21 protein-coding genes are annotated in these 20,931 nt (G+C 63.6%); 9 read left to right on the top strand and 12 right to left on the bottom strand.

All coding sequences use genetic code 11. The annotated features are described in order from the left end of the window. Position 1 precedes the first annotated feature (1 nt). Together OE856_RS08815 and regB are read right to left on the bottom strand one after the other, a co-directional pair. On the bottom strand, positions 2–1,537 hold the full coding sequence (locus tag OE856_RS08815; RefSeq protein WP_263715709.1) for a PAS-domain containing protein: 1,536 nt from the start codon (positions 1,535–1,537) through the stop codon (positions 2–4). A gap of 63 nt (positions 1,538–1,600) precedes the next feature. Then, positions 1,601–2,971, bottom strand: coding sequence for a sensor histidine kinase RegB (gene regB, locus OE856_RS08820; protein ID WP_263715710.1), 1,371 nt, complete (start codon positions 2,969–2,971; stop codon positions 1,601–1,603). Positions 2,972–3,057: 86 nt separating this feature from the next. On the opposite strand from regB, the gene OE856_RS08825 reads away from it, so the two are divergent. The 3 genes from OE856_RS08825 (at position 3,058) to OE856_RS08835 (ending at position 5,339) form a co-directional block, all read left to right on the top strand. Further along, positions 3,058–3,681: an SCO family protein gene (locus OE856_RS08825; protein WP_263715711.1), complete on the top strand. Its 624-nt coding sequence runs from the start codon at positions 3,058–3,060 to the stop codon at positions 3,679–3,681. Between the two features lie 76 nt (positions 3,682–3,757). Further along, positions 3,758–4,312: an ActR/PrrA/RegA family redox response regulator transcription factor gene (locus tag OE856_RS08830; RefSeq protein WP_263715712.1), complete on the top strand. Its 555-nt coding sequence runs from the start codon at positions 3,758–3,760 to the stop codon at positions 4,310–4,312. 67 nt (positions 4,313–4,379) lie between these two features. Then, complete coding sequence (locus OE856_RS08835) at positions 4,380–5,339, top strand: proline dehydrogenase family protein (RefSeq protein WP_263715713.1); 960 nt, start codon at positions 4,380–4,382, stop codon at positions 5,337–5,339. A 65-nt stretch (positions 5,340–5,404) separates the two neighbouring features. Here OE856_RS08835 and OE856_RS08840 read toward each other — a convergent pair whose 3' ends face one another. Next, positions 5,405–5,995, bottom strand: a complete 591-nt coding sequence (locus tag OE856_RS08840) for an HD family hydrolase (protein WP_263715714.1) — start codon at positions 5,993–5,995, stop codon at positions 5,405–5,407. Positions 5,996–6,100: 105 nt separating this feature from the next. On the opposite strand from OE856_RS08840, the gene ahcY reads away from it, so the two are divergent. Further along, positions 6,101–7,495 carry an adenosylhomocysteinase gene (gene ahcY, locus OE856_RS08845; RefSeq protein ID WP_263715715.1) on the top strand — a complete coding sequence of 465 codons (1,395 nt, stop codon included), beginning with the start codon at positions 6,101–6,103 and terminating at the stop codon, positions 7,493–7,495. Between the two features lie 71 nt (positions 7,496–7,566). On the opposite strand, the gene trpB is transcribed toward ahcY, so the two are convergent. After that, positions 7,567–8,775 (bottom strand): tryptophan synthase subunit beta, encoded by a 1,209-nt coding sequence (trpB, locus tag OE856_RS08850; RefSeq protein WP_263715716.1) that lies wholly within the window; start codon positions 8,773–8,775, stop codon positions 7,567–7,569. A gap of 249 nt (positions 8,776–9,024) precedes the next feature. Here trpB and OE856_RS08855 point away from each other — a divergent pair, with 249 nt between their 5' ends. Beyond that, positions 9,025–9,366, top strand: coding sequence for a DUF2853 family protein (locus OE856_RS08855; protein WP_263715717.1), 342 nt, complete (start codon positions 9,025–9,027; stop codon positions 9,364–9,366). Between the two features lie 242 nt (positions 9,367–9,608). On the opposite strand, the gene OE856_RS08860 is transcribed toward OE856_RS08855, so the two are convergent. From OE856_RS08860 to tsaD, 4 genes are read right to left on the bottom strand one after another with little or no spacing between them, the layout of a single operon-like run. Beyond that, on the bottom strand, positions 9,609–10,028 hold the full coding sequence (locus OE856_RS08860; RefSeq protein WP_263715718.1) for an EVE domain-containing protein: 420 nt from the start codon (positions 10,026–10,028) through the stop codon (positions 9,609–9,611). Further along, positions 10,028–10,303, bottom strand: coding sequence for a YciI family protein (locus tag OE856_RS08865; protein WP_263715719.1), 276 nt, complete (start codon positions 10,301–10,303; stop codon positions 10,028–10,030). The genes OE856_RS08860 and OE856_RS08865 overlap by 1 nt, the downstream gene beginning before the upstream one ends. Further along, positions 10,304–11,275, bottom strand: coding sequence for an NAD(P)H-dependent glycerol-3-phosphate dehydrogenase (locus OE856_RS08870; RefSeq protein ID WP_263715720.1), 972 nt, complete (start codon positions 11,273–11,275; stop codon positions 10,304–10,306). Then, a complete protein-coding gene (gene tsaD / locus OE856_RS08875) occupies positions 11,272–12,369 on the bottom strand; it encodes a tRNA (adenosine(37)-N6)-threonylcarbamoyltransferase complex transferase subunit TsaD (protein ID WP_263715721.1) in 1,098 nt (365 codons plus the stop codon). Before tsaD ends, OE856_RS08870 begins: the two co-directional genes overlap by 4 nt. A gap of 74 nt (positions 12,370–12,443) precedes the next feature. Here tsaD and OE856_RS08880 point away from each other — a divergent pair, with 74 nt between their 5' ends. The 3 genes from OE856_RS08880 (at position 12,444) to OE856_RS08890 (ending at position 16,061) form a co-directional block, all read left to right on the top strand. Then, positions 12,444–13,154, top strand: coding sequence for a uroporphyrinogen-III synthase (locus OE856_RS08880; RefSeq protein WP_263715722.1), 711 nt, complete (start codon positions 12,444–12,446; stop codon positions 13,152–13,154). 75 nt (positions 13,155–13,229) lie between these two features. Beyond that, entirely contained in the window at positions 13,230–14,483 is a 1,254-nt protein-coding gene (locus OE856_RS08885) for a hypothetical protein (protein WP_263715723.1), read from the top strand. A 12-nt stretch (positions 14,484–14,495) separates the two neighbouring features. Next, complete coding sequence (locus OE856_RS08890) at positions 14,496–16,061, top strand: heme biosynthesis protein HemY (protein WP_263715724.1); 1,566 nt, start codon at positions 14,496–14,498, stop codon at positions 16,059–16,061. Positions 16,062–16,103: 42 nt separating this feature from the next. Here the strand turns inward: OE856_RS08890 and OE856_RS08895 are convergent, their stop codons facing one another. The 4 genes from OE856_RS08895 to OE856_RS08910 all read right to left on the bottom strand — a co-directional run bounded on the left by OE856_RS08895 (position 16,104) and on the right by OE856_RS08910 (position 19,802). Beyond that, entirely contained in the window at positions 16,104–16,958 is an 855-nt protein-coding gene (locus OE856_RS08895) for an alpha/beta hydrolase (protein ID WP_263715725.1), read from the bottom strand. 3 nt (positions 16,959–16,961) lie between these two features. Continuing rightward, positions 16,962–18,665 (bottom strand): PHA/PHB synthase family protein, encoded by a 1,704-nt coding sequence (locus OE856_RS08900; protein ID WP_263715726.1) that lies wholly within the window; start codon positions 18,663–18,665, stop codon positions 16,962–16,964. Positions 18,666–18,960: 295 nt separating this feature from the next. Beyond that, positions 18,961–19,293, bottom strand: coding sequence for a cupredoxin family copper-binding protein (locus tag OE856_RS08905; RefSeq protein ID WP_263715727.1), 333 nt, complete (start codon positions 19,291–19,293; stop codon positions 18,961–18,963). Continuing rightward, positions 19,281–19,802 carry a DUF4142 domain-containing protein gene (locus OE856_RS08910; RefSeq protein WP_263715728.1) on the bottom strand — a complete coding sequence of 174 codons (522 nt, stop codon included), beginning with the start codon at positions 19,800–19,802 and terminating at the stop codon, positions 19,281–19,283. The genes OE856_RS08905 and OE856_RS08910 overlap by 13 nt, the downstream gene beginning before the upstream one ends. A gap of 138 nt (positions 19,803–19,940) precedes the next feature. Here OE856_RS08910 and OE856_RS08915 point away from each other — a divergent pair, with 138 nt between their 5' ends. After that, complete coding sequence (locus OE856_RS08915) at positions 19,941–20,882, top strand: AraC family transcriptional regulator (protein WP_263715729.1); 942 nt, start codon at positions 19,941–19,943, stop codon at positions 20,880–20,882. Positions 20,883–20,931 lie beyond the last annotated feature (49 nt).

Below are 20,931 nucleotides of genomic sequence, written 5' to 3' on the forward strand. Positions count from 1 at the left end.
ATCAGGCAGGGCTGGGTTCAACCGGCGCCATCGCGCGGAATGCGATCAGCGTGCCACCCCCGCCGATGGCTTGAATCCGGCAATTCAGCGCCCGCCCGTCCGACAGGCGCACGGTCTCGGCGCGCGGCGAGCGCGGCCCGATATGGGCGATGAAATCGCGCGCGTCGGCCCACATGTTCGAGGGCACGCATTTGTCCTGCCACAGGCGCGTGGCATCGCGGATATTGACGTCACCCAACGTGGTCGACGGATCGTGCCCCCACAGCCGCACATAGGCCTCGTTCGACATGGCCAGAATGCCGGCGGGTGAAAAGACGGCGATGGCCTCGTCCAGGCTATCAAGCACGGCCTGGCCCATTTCCAGCTCGGCCCGGAACCGGCGGGTCAGCGAGATTTCGGCGCTGATATCCTGAAACAGAAAGGCCACGGCCCCGTCGGGATGCGGGCGCCCGGTGACGCGATAGGTCAGCCCCGAGGGCAGCGTCCAGGTGGCCTGATACTCGCCCGAGGCCGCGCCCTCTTCCAGCTCGGCCATCTCGCGGCGCCAGGTCTTGTAGTCGCGCGGCACCGGGATCATCTGGTTCTCGCGCAGCTTGTCGAGAAATTCGTAAAGCGAGGGCCGCGCGGCCAGGAACTCGGGCCCCAGATGGGTCAGGTCGACCAGCGCCGGGTTGAACATCACCAGATTGCGCGCGCGGTTGAAGATCGCCAGCCCGGTCGGCAGATCGGCAAAGGTTTTGCTGAGGGTCTGAACAAAGTTCCGCAGCGCGGTTTCAGCGCTGACCAGCGCGTCGGCCTGCTGGGCAAAGAACATCGGCGCGTCGGGCTGATCGAGAGCGGTGCAGTCATACCATTGCGTCTGGCCATCGGGGGTGGTCAGCGACAGGCGGCGCGGCGCCGGGGCATCGCCGGGCATCTCGAACAGCCGGGGCAGGGGCCAGACCAGCGCATCATCACCCTCTTGCAGCGCCTCGGCGCGCGACAGGTAGGCGTGGTTGGCCCAGACGACATCGCCCTGCGCATCCTGTTGCCAGGCCAACACCGGCATATGCGCCACGACCCGCCGCAGGGTGTTCAGCTCGGCCGTTTGGGCGGCAAGGCACTGGCTGTCGAGCGCGGCCGACACGTCGCCGCCCGAGGTATCCGACAGGGTAATCCGCGCCAGGCCCCGCGCCCAGGTGGCCAGCAGCCGACCCTCGCCATGCGGAGTGGTCAGCTCGGTGCGGCCGGTTTGTTCCAGCTGTGCGATTTCACGCTGGAAGGCGGGGAAATGCGGGGTCAGCAGCTGCACCAGCCGCGACCAGTCGCTGGGCCCGGCGGGCGCGGCGTTCAGCAATTGCCGCGCGCTGGGCGTGGCATCAACCAGTTTGTGCCGGTCGAACAGGAACACCGCCTCGCTGGCGCGCTGCCCGGTCAGCCCGGCATCCGAGCGCCGAACCGCCCAGCGCGGCAGATAGCTGGCGGCCAGCAGGGCGGTCAGCACGGTCAGCACCGAGGTGGTGGCGATGATCAACGCAAAGGTCCAATCCAGGGTCATGGCAGTCTTCCCAAAAGCAGCTTGTGCGACTTTGCGTGGGAATGGTTAAGCCCCGGTTAACCGTTATGGCGTCATCGGCAGGTTCTCGGCGGTGTCGGGCCCCGAGGCAGCGATATCGGAGCGGGTCCAGATCACCTCGACCACCGCGCCGGTCGGGCCGGGATCGCCGGGCCGGGCATGGGCCGGGTCGCGCCCATTGGCAAAGCTCAGCTCGGCGCCGGTGCGTTCCAGCAGGGTCTTGGCGATGAACAGGCCCAGCCCCATGCCCTCGTATCCGGGGCGGGTGTCGGCGCGCTTGCGCATGAACGGGTCGCCGATGCGTTCCAGCACCTGCGGCGCATAGCCGGGGCCGTCATCCATCACCCGAACCCCGATGTGGTGATCCGACCACTGCATTTCGACCCAGACGGTGCTGGCGGCGAAATCGACGGCATTTTGAACAAGGTTCCGAAGCCCGTGAATGATTTCGGGCCGGCGCGCGATAACGGGTTGGCGGGTGCCGGAATTGGCGGGCGCGTCTTCGATGATAACGGTCTTGCCGCGCGACTGGTGCGGCTCGGCGGCTTCGGTCACCACAGCCGATAGCGGCGCGGAATGCATGTGCAGGTCATCTTTGCCCGCGCGCCCCATCGACCGCAGAATGTCGCGGCAGCGATCGGCCTGTTGCCGGATCAGTTGGGCATCGTCGCGCAGATCGGGGTCGTCCGACAGCTCTTCGGCCAGCTCGCTGCTGACCAGGGTGATCGTGGCAAGTGGGGTGCCCAGCTCATGCGCATAGGCGGCGACGACACCGCCCAGATCGGTCAGCTTTTGCTCGCGCGCAAGGGCCATCTGCGTGGCCAGCAACGCGTCGGCCATCGAGTTGATCTCGGACGTGACGCGGTTGGCATAGACCGACAGAAAGGCGACCCCGATCACGATTGCGGCCCAAAACCCGAACCGGAAAATATCTGGCAGGTTCTGTTCCACCCCGCGCGCGTTTTCCAGTGGCAGAAAGACGAACATCATCACGGTGATCAACACGCCCGCACTGGTCGCCAGGATCAGCGTGCACCGCTGCCCCAACGCCATGGCCGAGATCACCACCGGCGTCAGCACCAGCAGGGCAAAGGGGTTGTTCAGCCCGCCGGTCAGGAACAGGAGCGCCGACAATTGCACCAGATCAAACAACAGCGTCTTTAGCGCGCCGCGCCGGGTTAGGCGGGTGTTGGGCGGATAGACAAAAATCGCCGCCAGGTTCACGATCATCGCGGCGCCGATCACGGCGCAAACCGGCCCCAGCGGCGGCCGCAACCCGAACTGGGCATAGGCCGCACCCAGCGCCACGATCTGACCCGTGATCGCCACCCAGCGCAGCCAGATCAGCGTGCGCAGGCGGATCCACTGGCTGCGTTCACCGGGGGCAAGCAGGCCGATCGCGCTGGATTCCGTCATTTCCGCCCCCATGTGACAAGTCGTAACCTTGTATATCCTCTGACTTCGGTGGATCAATGCGCGCAAATGACGGCAGGAGCTTTGGCATGACACGGACCTATGCAATCTTGGCGGCTATCGTTGCGGTGGCCTTTCTGGTGGGCAGCTATGCCTGGACGGCGCTTAAGGCGCCGGCCGACAAATATGCCGAATGCCGGGGTGGCCAAGTTGCTGGCGGTACCAGCACGATCGGCGGGCCGTTCACGCTGGTCGACGAAAACGGTGTGACCGTCACCGATGCCGATGTCATCACCGGGCCGACGCTTTTGTATTTCGGCTATACCTTCTGCCCCGATGTCTGCCCCGCCGACAACGCCCGCAACGCCGAGGCGGTCGACCTGCTGGATGCGATGGGCAAGACGGTGAACCCGATCTTTATCTCGATCGACCCCGAGCGCGATACGCCCGAGCAGATGAAGGAATTTACCGACTACATGCATCCGCGCATGCTGGGGCTGACCGGCTCTCCCGAACAGGTTAAGGCCGCGTCGCAAGCCTATCGCACCTATTTCAAGAAAGAAGAGGGCGGTGACCCCGAATATTACCTGGTCGACCATTCGACCTTTACCTACTTGGTTTTCCCGCAAGAGGGCTTCGTCGAATTCTTTCGCCGTGACGACTCGCCCCAGCAGATGGCCGACCGGGTGGCCTGTTTCATGGATGCGCAATAACGCGCGGATAAATTGACGCCTCGCACGCAACTAATTAGAACCTTTCCAAATACTGAATGTGTTTGGAGGGTGCGGCATGGCCGACAGTGAGGTGCAGGATATCGGGCCAGACCGGTCTTTGCTGCTGGTCGATGATGACGAGCCGTTCCTGAAACGCCTGGCGCGGGCCATGGAAAAGCGCGGGTTCGAGCCCGAAACCGCCGAAAGCGTCGCGGCCGGCAAGGCCATCGCAACCGCCCGTCCGCCCGCCTATGCGGTGATCGACCTGCGGCTTGAAGATGGCAACGGCCTGGACGTGGTCGAAACCCTGCGCGAGAACCGGCCCGACGCCAAGATCGTGGTGCTGACCGGCTATGGCGCGATCGCCACCGCCGTCGCTGCCGTCAAGATCGGCGCCACCGATTACCTGGCCAAACCCGCCGATGCGAACGAGATCACCGCCGCGCTGCTGGCGAACGGCGAGCTGCTGCCGCCGCCGCCCGAAAACCCGATGTCGGCCGACCGCGTACGCTGGGAACATATCCAGCGCGTCTACGAGCAATGCGACCGCAACGTCTCGGAAACCGCGCGCCGGCTGAACATGCATCGCCGCACGCTGCAACGCATCCTGGCCAAACGCAGCCCGCGCTAGGGTGCGCCCTATTGTGACGTAACAGTGTTTCCGCTCCTGGCCGCAGGATTGGGAAAGAGAGGACCGTATGCTTCGCAAAGCCTGGCAAAGCGGGATGATCGCCATGGCGCGCTCGCCCCGGATCAAGACCTTCATGCAAAACTCGCGCGCGACGTCTTTTCTGTCCGAGAAATATGTCTCGGGCAAATCCGTGCAGGATGGGGTGCGGCGCGCCCAGGCCCTTATGGCCGAACAGGGTGTCCGCAGTTCGCTGTTCTACATGGGCGAATATGTCGACACGCTGGACCGGGTCGAAGAGAACGTCGAGAACAAGCTGAACGTGGCCCGCGCCCTGTCGGAAACGGCGCTTGATATTCACGTGTCTGTCGATCCGACGCAGATCGGTCATCATGTCGACCCCGCGCTGGTCGAAGAGCGCGCCCTCAAGATCGCCGCCGAGATCGGGCGCGGGGCCGAAATCAGCGCCGGCCAGGTTCATTGCCTGATGTTCGACATGGAAGACGCCTCGCTGAATGACCCGACAATCCGCATTCACAACCTGGTTCAGGACCGGGGCTATCCGACGGCCCTGACGCTTCAGGCCTATCTGCGGCGAACCGAGGCCGACCTGCGCGCGCAAATCCTGCGCGGCAGCAAGGTGCGGCTGGTCAAGGGCGCTTTCGCCGCCAACGCCGATATCGCGTTCCAAAGCCGCGCAGAGATCAAGGATAATTCGCGCAAGCTGATCTCGATGATGCTGTCCCCCCAGGCCAAAGAGGCGGGGTTCTATCCGATCATCGCCACCCATGACACCAACCTGCACGAGTTTGCCATCGCGCGCGCCCGCGAAAACGGCTGGCAGCCCGGCGACTACGAATTCGAAATGCTGCTTGGCGTGCGCGAGGACGTCGCCCGCGCGCTGGCAGAGCGGGGCGAGCGTATTCGTCTTTACGTGCCGTTCGGGCATGACTGGTGGCCCCATGCCGTGCGTCGTATCGGGGAAAACCCGGCCAATGCGGTGCTGCTTGCCCGGTCCCTGGTAAGCTAACACGGCTCTGTTCGGCGTCGATATAGACCCAGTTGAGGCGCCGAGGCGACCTTTGGAAGAACGGCTTACATCTGCGCCAGCAGCTCCTCGTGCCGCGCGGTGAAATCGCGGCGCACTTCGACCGGCGGGCGCAGGTGCAGGGTCAGCCCGGCAATCAGGTCGGGGTTTTGCTTGCCAAAGAACTTGTCGCCCTCGGCACGGGTGAACCCGGCGATCTGCGTGGCCTCTAGCCAAGCCGACACCTTGTCGGCGGCCTTGATCTTGCGCTTCACCAGTTTCGGCACCACCGCGGGCAGGCCGAACCGGATGTGAATCGCCGCCGACAGCCGGTCATCCAGCGCGCCATATTCGGGGCCGACCGCCGCCTTGACCGGAGAAATCATGTCGCCGATCACATATTCCGGCGCGTCATGCAGCAGGGCGGCCAGCTTCCATTTCACCGGCGCATCGGGGTTCATCCGGCTGAAAATCTGTTCGACCAGCAGCGAATGCTCGGCCACGGAATAGGGGAAATCGCCAACCGTCTGCCCGTTCCACCGCGCGACAAAGGCCAGCCCGTGGGCGATGTCCTCGATCTCGATATCCACCGGGGTCGGGTCCAGCAGGTCAAGCCTGCGACCGGACAGCATCCGTTGCCATGCGCGCGGTTGTTTCATGGTCTTTCCTCCTGCGGAAATCCCTGCCACGGCCCGCACGCATTGTCGAGCCACCGATCCGGTGCTATGTGGCCCCCAAACGCACATTCCCAAGGAGCAAGCGATATGTCGCAGGACTATGTCGTCAAGGATATCGCGCTGGCCGATTTCGGTCGCAAGGAACTGGATATCGCCGAAACCGAAATGCCCGGCCTGATGGCCCTGCGCGAGGAATATGGCGAGGCCAAGCCGCTGAAAGGCGCGCGGATCGCGGGCAGCTTGCACATGACCGTGCAGACGGCGGTGCTGATCGAAACGCTGGTCGCGCTGGGCGCCGAGGTGCGCTGGGCCTCGTGCAACATCTTTTCCACCCAGGATCACGCGGCGGCGGCAATCGCGGCGGCGGGCATTCCGGTGTTCGCGACCAAGGGCGAAACGCTTGAGGAATATTGGGACTACGCTGACCGGATCTTCATGTTCGATGAGGGCGGCGCGAACATGATCCTGGACGATGGCGGCGACGCGACGCTGTATATCCTGATCGGCGCGCGGGTCGAAGAGGGCGAAACCGACCTGATCGAGACCCCGACCAGCGAAGAAGAGGTCGCCCTTTTCGCGCAGATCAAGAAACGCCTGGCGGAAAGCCCCGGCTGGTTCGTCAAACAGCGCCACATGATTCAGGGCGTGTCCGAGGAAACCACCACCGGCGTGCATCGTCTGTACAAGATGATGGAGAAAGGCCACCTGCCCTTCCCGGCGATCAACGTGAATGACAGCGTGACCAAGTCGAAATTCGACAACAAATACGGCTGCAAGGAATCGCTGGTCGATGGCATCCGCCGCGCCACCGATACGATGATGGCTGGCAAGGTCGCCGTGGTCTGTGGCTATGGCGATGTGGGCAAAGGCAGCGCGGCCTCGCTGCGCGGCGCCGGTGCGCGCGTCAAGGTCACCGAGATCGACCCGATCTGCGCCCTTCAGGCCGCGATGGACGGGTTCGAGGTGATCACGCTGGAGGACGTGGTCGACAGCGCCGACATTTTCATCACCACCACCGGCAACAAGGACATCATCCGCATCGAGCATATGCGCGCGATGAAGGACATGGCCATCGTTGGCAACATCGGCCATTTCGACAATGAAATTCAGGTCGCCGCGCTGAAGAACCACAAATGGACCAACATCAAGGACCAGGTGGATATGATCGAGATGCCCTCGGGCAATCGCATCATCCTGCTGTCCGAGGGCCGTTTGCTGAACCTGGGCAATGCAACCGGGCATCCGTCGTTCGTGATGTCGGCCTCGTTCACCAACCAGGTGCTGGCCCAGATCGAGCTGTTCACCAAGGGCGATCAGTATGACAACCAGGTCTATATCCTGCCCAAGCATCTCGACGAAAAGGTCGCCCGCCTGCACCTGGCCAAGGTCGGCGCCAAGCTGACCGAGCTGAACCCCGATCAGGCCGACTATATCGGCGTGACGGTGGATGGGCCGTACAAGCCGGAACACTATCGGTACTAAGATACCGTCGACACAGAATGAAAAAGGGGGCCGCTTGGCCCCCTTTTGCGTTTGATATCAGCGGTTAGGGATCAGAGATCCTCGCCAAAGCCAAAAGTCTCGGTCACATAGTCGATATCCTTATCGCCCCGGCCCGACAGGTTGATCAGGATCGACTTGCCCGGGTTCTTGGGCGCCTCGCGCATGGCAAAGGCCACGGCATGGGCGCTTTCCAGCGCGGGGATGATGCCTTCGTGGCGCGACAGGGCAAAGAACGCGTTCAGCGCCTCTTTGTCGTCGCAGGCGGTATAGTTGGCCTTGCCCGTGCGATAGAGATAGGCGTGTTCCGGCCCGACGCCGGGGTAATCAAGGCCCGAGGCAACGGTGTGCACCGGCGCGGGTTCGCCGTTTTCGTCCTTTAGCACCATCGTGCGGAAGCCGTGAATATCGCCATCCTCGCCAAAGGTGATGGTGGCGGCGTGATCGCCCAGCTTCGACGAGGTGCCCAGCGGCTCTACCCCGTAAAGGGCCACGTCTTCGTCATCGATGAACCCGGCAAACAGGCCCATCGCGTTCGATCCGCCGCCGACGCAGGCAGCAACCATGTCGGGCAGCTGGCCGGTCATTTCCATGAACTGCTCGCGCGCCTCGATGCCGACGACATGCTGGAAATCGCGGACCATCATCGGGAAGGGATGCGGCCCCACGACAGACCCGATCGCGAACAGCGCCGTATCGGCCTGGCCCAGATAGGATTGGAACGCGCTGTCCACGGCCTCTTTCAGCGACCGCCCGCCAAAGCCCACCGGCACCACGGTCGCGCCCAACAGTTTCATCCGGGTGACGTTCGGCGCCTCTTTGGCGATGTCGATCTCGCCCATGTGAATTTCGCACTCCATGCCGAAATAGGCCGCCGCGGTGGCCAGCGCCACGCCGTGCTGACCGGCGCCGGTTTCGGCCATCAGCTTGGTCTTGCCCATATGCTTGGCCAGCAGCGCCTCGGCCATGCAGTGGTTCAGCTTGTGCGCGCCGGTGTGGTTCAAGTCTTCGCGCTTGGCATAGATCTGCGCACCGCCGGCCATGTTCGACAGGTTCTTCAGATGCGACACCGGGGTCGGGCGGCCCTGGAAATGCTTGCGGATATAGCGCAGGTCGCGGATGAACTCGGACGATTTCGAGATCTTCTCATAGGCCTCACGGATCTCTTTGAAATGCGGCTCCAGCGGCGGGGGCAGCATCGCGCCGCCATATTCACCGAAATAGCCATCCTTGGTGGGGGTCGTCTTGAGATAAGAGGTCATGTGTCACTGTCCCGGGTTTTCGTTTCATTCGATATGACAATTCCCCGATAGGCGCGGCAAGCCCAGTTTTCGCCCGACGCCCGAAAAACAGGCACACAAGGCCCCAACCCGCCCAATGATGACCCTGCGGCACGGGGAATCACGGCCGATATTTTCCCTTTGTGCCCGCCCGCCTAGCCGCTAGTCTTTGGTCCGAGGCTGCAAAAGGCCTAGTAAACCGGCGTCAAGCCAACAGGTAGGAGAGAATTTATGGGTAAGCGCGACGATCTGATCGCAAAGTATGCCGATGACCTGAAAAACAAATGCGGTATCACGCCGGATATGGACCTGCTGACCAAGGTCACCATCGGCTGTGGCCCGGCGATCTATGACGCCGATGCCTCGACCGTTGCCGCCTCGCAGGAAAGCGAGCTGGAAACCGTCAAGAACAATTTCCTCATCAAAAAGCTGGGCCTGGCTGACGGCCCCGAACTGATGGATGCGATCAATTCGGTCGTCGAAACCTATGGCCAGTCCGAGCGCAACAAATACCGCGCCGTGGTCTATTACATGCTGACCAAGCATTTCGGCAAAGAGTCGATCTACGGCTGATCAACCCAAAGCCGACCCAGCGCCCGCCCATTGTGGCGGGCGTTTGCGTTTCTGCTTCGTTAACATACTGATTTAGCTTAAATTCTTGGTATTTCGAATTTGCGCGGCGTGCCCGAATGCCGTATCAATCCTGTGTCAGGCCAGGATGGCCGGACCCTTATACAGAACACGTGTGGTGCAATGGGAGCACGTGGGGTGGATGGAGGGTTCCGGTGGTCCGGGGCCCTCCATTTTATGTCAGATCAGGCACTAATCCCGCCCAATTCGCAGATGATCTGCCATTCGGCGTCGGTCACGGGCTGCACCGACAGGCGCGAGTTGTTGACCAGCACCATATCGGCCAGCCGCGGATCGGCCTTGCACATGTCCAGCGTCACCGGGGTTTCCAGCGCACGCACGGCCTTGATGTCCACGCATTCCCAGCGCGGGTCATCGGTCTTGCTGTCAGGATGGGCCTCGGCGATCACCTCGACCACGCCGACGATGCGCTTTTCATTGACCGAGTGATAAAAGAACCCCAGATCGCCGATCTTCATCGCCCGCATGTTGTTGCGCGCCTGATAGTTGCGCACGCCGTCCCATTCCTCGCCGGCATCGCCCTTGGCAACCTGGTCATCCCAGCCCCAGGTGTTGGGCTCGGATTTGAACAACCAATAGGCCATCAGCCGATCACCCGGTTCCAGTGCTGGATCGTGACGCTGTCGAACAGCCCGGCCTTGGCATAGGGGTCCCCCGCGGCCCAGTCATTGGCGGCGGTCATGTCGGCCAGATCCAGAATCAGCAACGAGCCGCACATCTCGCCCGCGTCGCTGAGGAACGGGCCGGCCTGCTGAACGACGCCAGTTTCCTTGAGATAGGCCAGATGGGCGTCGCGGTTGGCTTTACGGGTCTCCAGGTGGCCGGGTTTGTCACGGCAGATCACGGCAAAAAGCGGCATTCATTCCTCCTTGAGCGGGCGCGACAACAGCGCACCCGTGGCATCCGATATGGTGCAGTTTCCATCCAGAACCGCCGCCACCATCGTGGTCAGCGGCATGTCGATTTCGCGCGCGCGCGCCAGCTTGGCCACCGCGCGCGCGGTCGAGGCGCCCTCGACCGTGACCTTGGCATCAAAGCCTTGACCCCGCCCCAGCGCCAGCCCGAACCGAAAGTTGCGCGACTGTTCCGAGGTGCAGGTCAGCACCAGGTCGCCCAGGCCCGACAGGCCGGAAAGCGTCTCTGTTTCAGCCCCAAGCGCCTTTGCAAGGCGCTGCATCTCGGCAAATCCACGGGTCATCGTGGCGGCGCGGGCGCTGTCGCCCAGCCCGGCGCCGATGACAATGCCGCTGGCAATCGCGATCACGTTTTTCAGCGCGCCGCCCAGCTCGGCCCCGGTGGTGTCGGGGCTGCGATAAAGCCGCAGCACAGGCGTAGACAGCAGGGCCTGCATCCGCGCGCCGGCGGCCCTGTCGGCGCAGGCCAGCGTCAGCGCCGTCGGCAACCCGCGCGCGATATCGGCGGCAAAGCTGGGCCCGGTCAGGATCGCGGCGGCTGAGGCGGGGCAGACCTGCGCGATGATCGCGGTCGGCCCAGTGCCAGTTTGCAGGGAAATCCCCTTGCAACAGGCAATCAGCGGCAGCCCGTCGAACACCGCGCGGTTGTCGGCCAGAAAGCCCGCCAGGGCCTGCATCGGCACGGCCAAAAGGATAGCATCCAGACCGCCCAGATCTGCGATTTCAGCCGTAACAGTGACGCTTTCGGGCAGATCGACACCGGGCAAACGCGCGGCGTTGCGCCGGGTTTGTTGCATGCGGGCAGCGTGATCGGCGTCGCGAGCCCACAGGGTGACGGGCGTGCCCGCGCGGCCCAGCGCAATGGCCAGAGCCGTGCCGAATGCGCCTGCGCCTGCGATGCCGATGCCCTGTGTCATGCCTTGGCCCCCTTCTTGCCCGATCCAAGCATTGCGGGGCTGGTCTTGTCCAGTGGCCAGCGCGGGCGGGCGGCCAGATCCATGCCGCTGGTCTGGCCAGCGCGATACAGCTCAACCCCCGCCCAGGCGATCATCGCGGCATTATCGGTGCACAGGCTTAGCGGCGGGGCGACGAAACGGGTGCCTGTCTCGGCGCAAATCGTCTCTAACTTGGCCCGAATGGCACTATTCGCGGCGACGCCACCAGCAACGGCCAACACCGGATCGGCGGGCGAAAGCGTCAGGTATTCCTCAATCGCCCGGCGCGATTTTTCGGCCAGAACATCGCGCACGGCGGCCTGGAACCCCGCACACAGATCGGTGCGGTCTTGCACGGTAATCCCGCCTTTTTCGTCAACGATCTGGTCGCGGGCGCGCAGCAGGGCGGTTTTCAGCCCGGAAAATGACATGTCACAACCGGGCCGGTTCAGCAGCGGGCGCGGAAATTTGAAACGGCTCTCGTCCCCGCGCGCGGCCTCGGCCTCGACCGAGGGGCCGCCGGGTTGGGGCAGGCCCAGCAGGCGTGCGGTTTTGTCAAAAGCCTCGCCGGGGGCGTCGTCTATCGTGCCGCCAAGACGGGTGAAATCTTGCGCGCCGCGCACCAAAAGAAACTGACAATGCCCGCCCGACACCAAGAGCATCAGGTAAGGAAAGCGCAAATCGTCGGTCAGCCGAGGCGTAAGCGCGTGGCCTGCCAGGTGGTTCACCCCGATCAGCGGCTTGCCCGCGCCGGCAGCCAGCCCCTTGGCGCACATCACCCCCGACAGCACGCCGCCGATCAGCCCCGGCCCGGCAGTCACGGCGATGGCATCGATCTGCGCTAGGGTCAGATTGGCCTGAATCAGAGCCTGTTCCACGCAAATATCCAGTTTTTCGGCATGGGCACGGGCGGCGATTTCGGGCACGACGCCGCCATAGGCTGCGTGCAGTTCGGTCTGCCCGGCCACGACCGACGACAGGATCTCGGCCGGCTCACCCTCGATATGGCGCAGCACGGCCGCCGCGGTATCGTCGCAGCTGCTTTCCAACCCCAGTATTGTCAGTGGCTTGTTCATGGCCCGACCGTTGCACGCTTTCCCTTGGGCAGGTAACACCGAGGAAGGTTTCACACAATCCCGGCAGGCAATTCGTGACCCAAGGCCCGACCCCGATCATCCTGACGCGCCCCTGGGAGCAGGGCCAGGAATTTGCCGCGCGCCTGGCTGACGTGTTGCCTGGCACCCCGGTCATCCTGTCGCCCGTGATGCGGATCGAGCCGCTGCCCGCAGACAATCTGCCCGAGGCAGAGGCGGTGATTCTCAGTTCGACCAACGCGGTGCCTGCGGTCGCGGGGCAGCGGATTGTGGCCTATTGCGTCGGGCCGCGCACCGCCCGCGCCGCGCAAGAGGCAGGGCTGCAGGCGGTTGACTGCGGCGGCGATGCCGAGGCGCTGGTGGCCACGCTGACCCATATCGCGCCAAAGGGCCGCTTGCTGCATCTGCGGGGCGAGCACGCGCGGGGCGAGATCTGCGCCCGCCTGAATGCAGCGGGGCTGCGGTGCGACGAACAGGTGGTTTACAGGCAAGTTCCGCAGGAATTGAGCCGAAATGCGCGTGATGCGCTGGCTGGTGCCGGGCCGGTTGTGCTGCCACTCTTTTCGCCCCGTTCGGCGCGATTGCTGAGCGCGCGATGCGCGGATGCGCGGGCAGGGCTGGTGTTGGTGGCGATCAGCGAAGCCGCGTTGCAGGCCTGGGAGAGCCCCGCGCCCCGGCATGCGGTGGTCGCGCAAAAGCCCAATGCCGAGGCGATGTTGCAGGCGATCACGGCGCTATTTGCCGCGCCGGGCCGCCTTGAGGGTTGAAAGGCACAAGGCTAGGCTTGTGTTACGGGGCCTGTGCCGCGACAGTAGGAACAAAGAATTTCAGGGGGTGGCTTGGTGACTGATTCCGACAAGAAAACTCAGCCCGAGGATGCAGATGCTGTCGCGGAAGGCAAAGATGCCGTGACCGAACAGACGGCAGAGCCCGATCCGGCACCCGAGGCCATGTCCGAGGTCGAAGAGGCCGAGATCGTCGAGGATGCCGATCATGAGCCCTCCGAGGACACTGATACCGAGGAAACGGCCGAGGCCGAAGACTCCGCGCCCGACGAGCCGCCTGCACCCATCGTGACGCCCCAGCCGCAAGCCGAAAGCTCGGGGTCTGGCGGCGGGTTCCTGGCCACCGCACTTGGCGGCGTCGTTGCGGCGGCGATCGGGTTTGGTGTGGCGCAATTCCTGGGCCCCGATCTGATGGGGTCTGGTTCCGATGAGGCCGTCAAGGCCCAGGCGGCCGAGATTGCCGCGCTTGAAAAGCGTCTGAACGGGCTAGAGGCCGCCCCGGCCCCCGCCCCGCAATCGGATGAGGCTATGGCCGCGATCGCCCAGCTGCAAACCGCCATTTCAGCCGAAATAGAGACTGTTTCGACCCGGATCTCCGATATAGATGCCCAGGTTTCGGCCTTGTCCGACCGCCTGACCGAGGTCGAGGCCCGCCCCGCTGTCATCGGTGGTGGCGATGGCGTGGCTGCCGCAGCCTATGATCAGGAACTGGCCGCGATGCGCACCGCGCTGGACGAACAGCGCGCCCGGAACGAGGCCCTTGCCGCCGAGGTTGAACAGGCCGCCAGCGCCGCTTCGGCCGAGCTGAACGCCGCCACTGAAAATGCCCGCGCGCTGGAACAAAGCGCCGCGATGATGCGCATCCACGCCTCGCTGGAAACCGGCGGCGGGTTTGCCGGGGCGTTGTCGGCCTTTGACGGCGCCGCGATTAGCCCCGCCCTGGCGCAGGCCGCGCAGGATGGCGTGCCGACCGTGGCCCAGTTGCAGGCCAGCTATGTGCCGTCTGCGCGCGAAGCCCTGGCCGCGTCGCGCAAGGCGCAGATGGGCGATAGCGCGACAGACAGGCTTGGCTCGTTCCTGCGGTCGCAGGTGGGCGCCCGGTCGCTGACCCCGCGCGAAGGGGCTGACCCCGACGCGGTGCTGTCACGTGCCGAGGCCGCAGTTTCGACCGGGGATCTGGCCACCGCCTTGGCCGAGATCGCCACCCTGCCCGAGGCCGGGCAGGCCGCCATGGCCGATTGGGTCGCGCAGGCGCAGCTGCGGCTGGATGCCCTGACCGGCGCCCAGGCCCTTGCGGCCAGCCTGAACTAAGGGAGAACCGGAATGCTGTGGTCCTTGTTCAAGATCCTGCTGTTTGTCGTGCTGGTGGCCGTTCTGACCATCGGTGCCGGCCTGTTGATGGAAAGCCAGGAAGGCATCCGCATCGCGCTGGCCGGGTGGGAATTCACCCTTGGGCCGCTTCAGGCGGTGATCGTGGCGGGCGGGCTGCTGGTTGTGGTCTGGCTGGTGCTGAAACTGCTGGGCCTGCTGCTGGCGGTGCTGAAATTCATCAGTGGTGACGAAACCGCCATCACCCGCTATTTCAGCCGTTCGCGTGAACGGCGCGGGTTCCAGGCGCTGGCCGACGGTATGATGGCGCTGGCCTCGGGCGATGGGCGCGAGGCGATCTCCAAAGCGGGCAAGGCCGAGCGGCTGTTGAACCGCCCCGAGCTGACCAACCTGTTGACCGCGCAGGCGGCAGAGCTGGCGGGCGACCGCAAAAAGGCGGAACAGACCTACAAGCTGTTGCTGCAAGATGACCGCACCCGCTTTGTCGGCGTGCGCGGGATCATGAAGCAAAAGCTGGAAGACGGCGACAAGGATGTGGCTCTGAAACTGGCCGAAAAGGCCTTTTCGATGAAGCCCGCCCATACTGAAACCCAGGATATCCTGCTGCGCCTTCAGGCCGAGAACGCCGATTGGACCGGCGCCCGGCGCACCCTGAACGCCAAGCTGAAATATGGCGCCCTGCCGCGCGATGTGCACAAACGCCGCGATGCGGTGCTGGCCCTGTCCGAGGCCAAGACCGTGCTGGACGAAGACAGCAGCATCGAGACCCGCGAGGCCGCGATCGAGGCCAACCGCCTGTCGCCCGACCTGATTCCGGCGGCGGTGATGGCGGCGCGCAGCTATATCGAGAAGGGCAAGAACCGCTATGCGACGCGGGTGCTGAAAAAGGCCTGGGATGCCCAGCCGCACCCCGACCTGGCCACCGCTTTTGCCGAGATCGAGCCGGGCGAAACCCCCGCGCAGCGCATCAAACGGTTCCGCACCCTCAGCGTGATCCGCCCGCAGCACCCCGAGACCCGGATGCTGATGGCAGAGCTGCATATCGCCGCCGAGGATTTCCCCGCCGCCCGCGAGGCGCTGGGCGATCTGATCGAAACCGATCCGACCGCACGGTCGCTGACGCTGATGGCCGCAATCGAACGCGGTAAGGGTGCCGATGACAGCGTGGTGCGCGGCTGGCTGGCGCGGGCGCTGACCGCATCGCGCGGCCCGCAGTGGATCTGCGACAATTGCGGCACTGTTCATGCCGGATGGGCGCCCGTCTGCAATGAATGCAAGGGCTTTGACACGCTCAGCTGGAAGACCGCGCCCGCCGCCTCGCAGGCTCTACCGCATTCGCTGGAGATGCTGCCGCTGATCATCGGGCCGACCGAGATGCCCAAGCCCGCCCCGACCAAGGTGGTCGAGGCCGTCGAGGCAGAGCCGGTCAATGAGGCGCCCGAAGACCACGCGCCGTCGCCCGATGCCGAGCCGGAAGATACCGCGCCCGCAAGCGACGATAGCGATGATATTTTCGGTGAGGTCGTGCAGGTGCCGCCGCGGGCCAAGGCCCAGGACTAGGCGATCTGATCGCGGCGGGCAGACACGCCAGCCGCGATCGCATTACGACAGAAAGGTGCTGACCAGCGCGCCGACCTGTTTCCGCTGCGTATACATCAGCAGATGCCCGGCATGGTACACATGCAGCTGCGCATTCGGGATCTTATGCGCCAGCAGCAGCTGATTGGTAATCGGAATCAGCCCGTCATACTGCCCGGCAATCACCAGGGTCTGTTGCTTGAGCCGGCGTAGCCAGGGCAGGCTGGTCCAGCTGCACATCGCGTTGACCTGCGAGAAATAGCCCTCTGCCGAAGGCGCGATGGCGTGTTTGGAATATTCGCGGAAAATGCCCGGTTTCAGGATCGCCTCGCCGCCATACATCCACGGGCCGATGAAATTGCCATAGGCCTTGTTCATATAGCGCATCGGGAACAGGATTTCCGACAGCGCAATGGGCGTGCCCCACCAGCTGCCGATACCGCCGGCCGAGGTGATCGCCAGCACCAGTTTGCGCACGCGATCCGGTTCGTCATGGGCCAGCTGTTGCGACACCGAGCCGCCCCAGGAAATGCCCAGCACGTCGAACTGGCCGATGCCGATATGCGCCAGCAACTGGCGGATAAAGGCGGCATATTGCTGGATGCTGCGCACATGCGGCAGCATCTCGGACCGGCCGACGCCCGGAATGTCGAAGGCGATGATCGTGCGGCCGGGCAGCTCGCGGATCAGCGGAGCCAGGATCTCGATCGACTGGCCCAGCCCGTTGCACAGCAACAGCGGCGGCTGGTCGGCATCGCCGGGCCGCACGAAATAGCGGATGCTGGCACCGTCAATTTCGGTCGTGTGCAGCATCGACCGATCAAGCGTGTCGTCGGGGCCGGTGCCGTCGGAAAGGGTGGTCTGTGCGGTATTCAGCATGCGCTAGACCTTTTCCAGCACATAGGTGCCAGGCGCCGGATCGGTCGGTTTGTAGGTCCGGTTGCCCAGCGAGCGCGGCTTGGCCTTTTCGGTGCCCGGATTGACCTTTTCCAGCCAGCCCAGCCAATGCGGCCACCAGCTGCCTTCGGAGACAGTGGCGGTTTCCAGCCAGGTGTCGGCGTTATCGGCGGTTTTGCCCTCGGTCCAGAATTGCTTGCGGTTGCGCACCGGGTGGTTGATCACCGTGCCCGAGACATGGCCGCCGGTGGTCAGAACGAACTCGCACGGGCCGCCGACCAGCGAGGTGGCGGTCAGCGACGACTGCCACGGCACGATATGATCGCCGTCAGCCGCCAGGAAATAGCAGGGCAGGTTGATATTGCGCGTATCAACCGGCTTGCCCGCGAAGGTCAGCGCGCCGGGCTGTTTCAGCTTGTCGGCCATGTACATGTCTTCGACAAAGGTCTTGTACCACTTGGCCGGCAGGTTCGAGGTGTCCGAGTTCCAGTACAGCACGTCGAACGGCGGCGGAGCCTTGCCCAGCAGATAGTTCGACACGACAAAGTTCCAGATCGATTCATTGACGTGCAGCATCGCCATGGCATTGGCGATGTCGCGGCCCGGGGCCACGTTTTCCGATTTCAGACGCAGGCGATAGGCGTTGTTCTGGCTTTCGTCCATGAACACGCCCAGCTGGCCGGGGTTGGAAAAGTCGATCATCGACGACAGGAAGGTCGCGCTGCCCAGCTTGGCCCGCAGCTCGTCGGTCAGCACGGCCAGCGCGGCGACCAGCATCGAGCCGCCGTTGCACCAGCCCAGAATGTCGACACTATCCGATTTCGACACGTCCGAGGTGACCTTGATCGCCTCGAAGATGCCCTTTTCGATATATTCGTCCCAGCCATATTCGCCCAGCTCGCGGTCGGGGTTGCGCCAGGCGATGGTATAGACGCTGTGACCCTGCTCCAGCATGTAGCGGATCATGGATTTCTTTTCGTTCAGGTCGAAAATGTAGAACTTGTTCACGCAGGGCGGCACGATCAGGATCGGATTGCTGCGCACCTTGGCGGTCATCGGTTCGTATTGAATGACTTCGATCAGCTCGTTGCGATAGATCACCGCGCCGGGGCTGGTGGCCAGGTTCTTGCCCACCTCGAACGCATTCTCGTCGGTGGTGGTGATATAGCCCTTTTCCAGGTCGGCAAGCAGGTTCTTGAACCCGTCGATCAGGCTTTGACCCTTGGTTTCGCGCGCCAGCTTGAGAACCTCGGGGTTGGTCAGCGCATAGTTCGATGGCGCCAGGCCATCGGCCGCGACACGGGCGTAAAAGCTGAGCTGATCCTGCTGATGAGCGGGCAGGCCGGCGGAATCTGCGATATCGACCATCGCCTTGGTGGTCAGCTCATACGACTGGCGCAGCAGCGGGAAAATACCCTCATTCCATTCATCGGCCTTGAAGCGATGATCGCGCGACGGCTCGGATGCGGCATTCAGCCACACGCGGGCCAGGTCTTTCTGGTATTCCAGCCAGGTCTGGGTCCAGGCGGCAAACGGGTTCTTGTCGTTGCCATAAAGGGTTTCGAAAGATTTCAGGAAATCCTTCGACAGATCCTTCATCTTGCCCTGCTCCATATTCGCAAAGACCGGGTGGTTTTCCATGGATTGCTTGAAGAGCTTTTCGATCTGTTCACTCAGTTCATTCTTCATTTTCCTGCCCTTCTTGCGCGGCGAAATCATCTATCAAGGCGCGAACTGGCGCGCACGCCTGTTTTACAGGCACAATGCTGTCAGCATACGCACCCGGTAGCTATATCACATATAAATGTTACACCAATTTTTCTTTGGCCTGCCTGCGGATGCAGGCCCTGCACAGCCTTGCGGCGTCGATCGGGCCCAGGCTTTGCGCCACGAGGAAAGAAGCGCCCATGTGTTCAACCCGCCGGCCACGGGCACCAAGGTGCGCTAGGCCGACGGGTCATATGCGATAGCCGAACAGGCCTGATCAGTCGGTGACGGTGATCCGGGCCCTCATGTTCGGGTGATAGGCGCAGACATAGTCAAAGCTGCCCGCCTGATCGAAGGTGATCGCCGCCTCGTCGTCCCGGCGCAGCTCTCCGGTATCCCATGTGCCGCCGCTGTCGGTGGCCGTGTGCGGCGCGGCATCGCGGTTGATCCAGGTAATGGTCGTTCCCTTCGGCACAGTCATTTCGGGCGGGTCGAACTTGAACCGCCTGATCTCGATCTGAACGCTATTCCCGCCAAGCGCCGGCCCGGCCAGGATGGCACCCAGAAGGGCGCCAAACCGGCGGCGGGTCAGGTGGGTCAGTTGCCGCATTGCAGCCCGGCCAGCATCATCTCGGCATGGCCCTCGTGCTGTTGAAAGGTCACCAGCGCCTCTTCCAGCAGGCCCTTCAGCGGCGCCACGGTGACGGCGGGAATAAAGCTGTCCTTGACCGTGGAGTTGACGATCTGGTGATAGCCCAGCTCGTTCGCGGCATAGGCACAGTCGAACGCCTTGCCCGACAGCGCCGACAGCTCGGCCCGTTTCTGCGCGGCGCCGCTCAGCAGGGCCTGCGACAGGTCGTTATCCTGCGGCGTGACGTTCAGCTCGGTGATCAGCGCGCCGGCGGCGTCGTTCACGGCCATATGGTCGCGCAGCATCAGGGCGGCAAACTCGCGCACGGCGGGGGTGTCGGACATGGCCAGCGCAAGATGCGCATAGCGAATGTCGATCTGGCCAGCGGTATAGGCGGTATGCGCGATCTCAAGGTCGTTCATGCCGTCCTGGGCCTGGACGGCGGTCACGCTAAGCCCAAGGGCGATGGCCGAAAGAAGATACTTCATCAAAGTGATCCTTACATTGGTTGATACCCTGACAGATGGCCAAAATGCCGGCCGGTTTTGAATGACCGGACGTTCGCAAAACATGTCAGATCGTCCGCAACACTGGACGCAAGGACAGGATACGGGCAGAATACCCCTATGCTTGACCTGCTTAGCGATATCCTTACACGCCTGTCCGTTCGCGGAACGCTGTACTTTCGGACCTCGCTGTCCGAGCCCTGGGGGATCAAGGTTCCGCACTATGAAAACGTGGCGCGTTTCCATTACGCCCATCGCGGCGACTGTCAGGTGCGCGTGCATCCGGGGATGGAGACGATCAGCCTGGAACAGGGTGATCTGATCCTGATCCCGCATGGGGCGATGCATGACCTCTACTGCAAGGCGACCCCGCCCGATCAGGTTTTTCCGCTGGAAAAGGTGCTGGAAAAATCGGGCTATGACGGGCGTGGCGTTCTGGTTTACGGCGGCGATGCCAATGACCGCGAGGTGCAACTGATCTGCGGGCATTTCTCTTTCGCGCCGTTCTCGCGCCATGTGCTGCTGGACCGACTGCCGCCGCTGATTCATATCCGGAACTATGGCGAAAACGCCGGGCCCTGGCTTGAGACCAGCCTGCGGATGATCGGGTCAGAGGCCGGCGGCGCGCGCCTTGGCGGCGACCTTATCGCGCTCAAGCTGTCCGAGGCGATCTTTGCCCAGGCCATCCGCACCTATCTCGAACGCCAGGTCGATGCCCATCACCCGCTGGCCGCCTTTGCCGATCCGCATATCAGCCGCGCCCTGACCGCCTTTCACCAGGCGCCGGCGCAACCCTGGAGCATTCAGGATCTCGCCCGCGAGGCCGCCCTGTCGCGCACGGTGTTCGCGCAGCTGTTCAGCGAAAAGATGGGCATGACGCCGATGCAATACATCACCTCGTGGCGCATGCAGATCGCCCGCGAAGGCCTGGCTGGGCACAAGCTCAGCGTCGCCGATGTGGCCGAAAAGACGGGCTATTCCTCTGAATCGTCGTTCTCGCGCGTGTTTCAGAAAGAGGTCGGGATGCGCCCGGCCGCGTTCCGCAAGGCGGCCCGCGCCTAGCCCCGGCGGGCGGCGGCACGCCCTGCACATTTCCTGCACATCTTGACGG

It is taken from the genome of Actibacterium sp. XHP0104 (genome assembly GCF_025751515.1).
Lineage (GTDB): Bacteria > Pseudomonadota > Alphaproteobacteria > Rhodobacterales > Rhodobacteraceae > Actibacterium_D.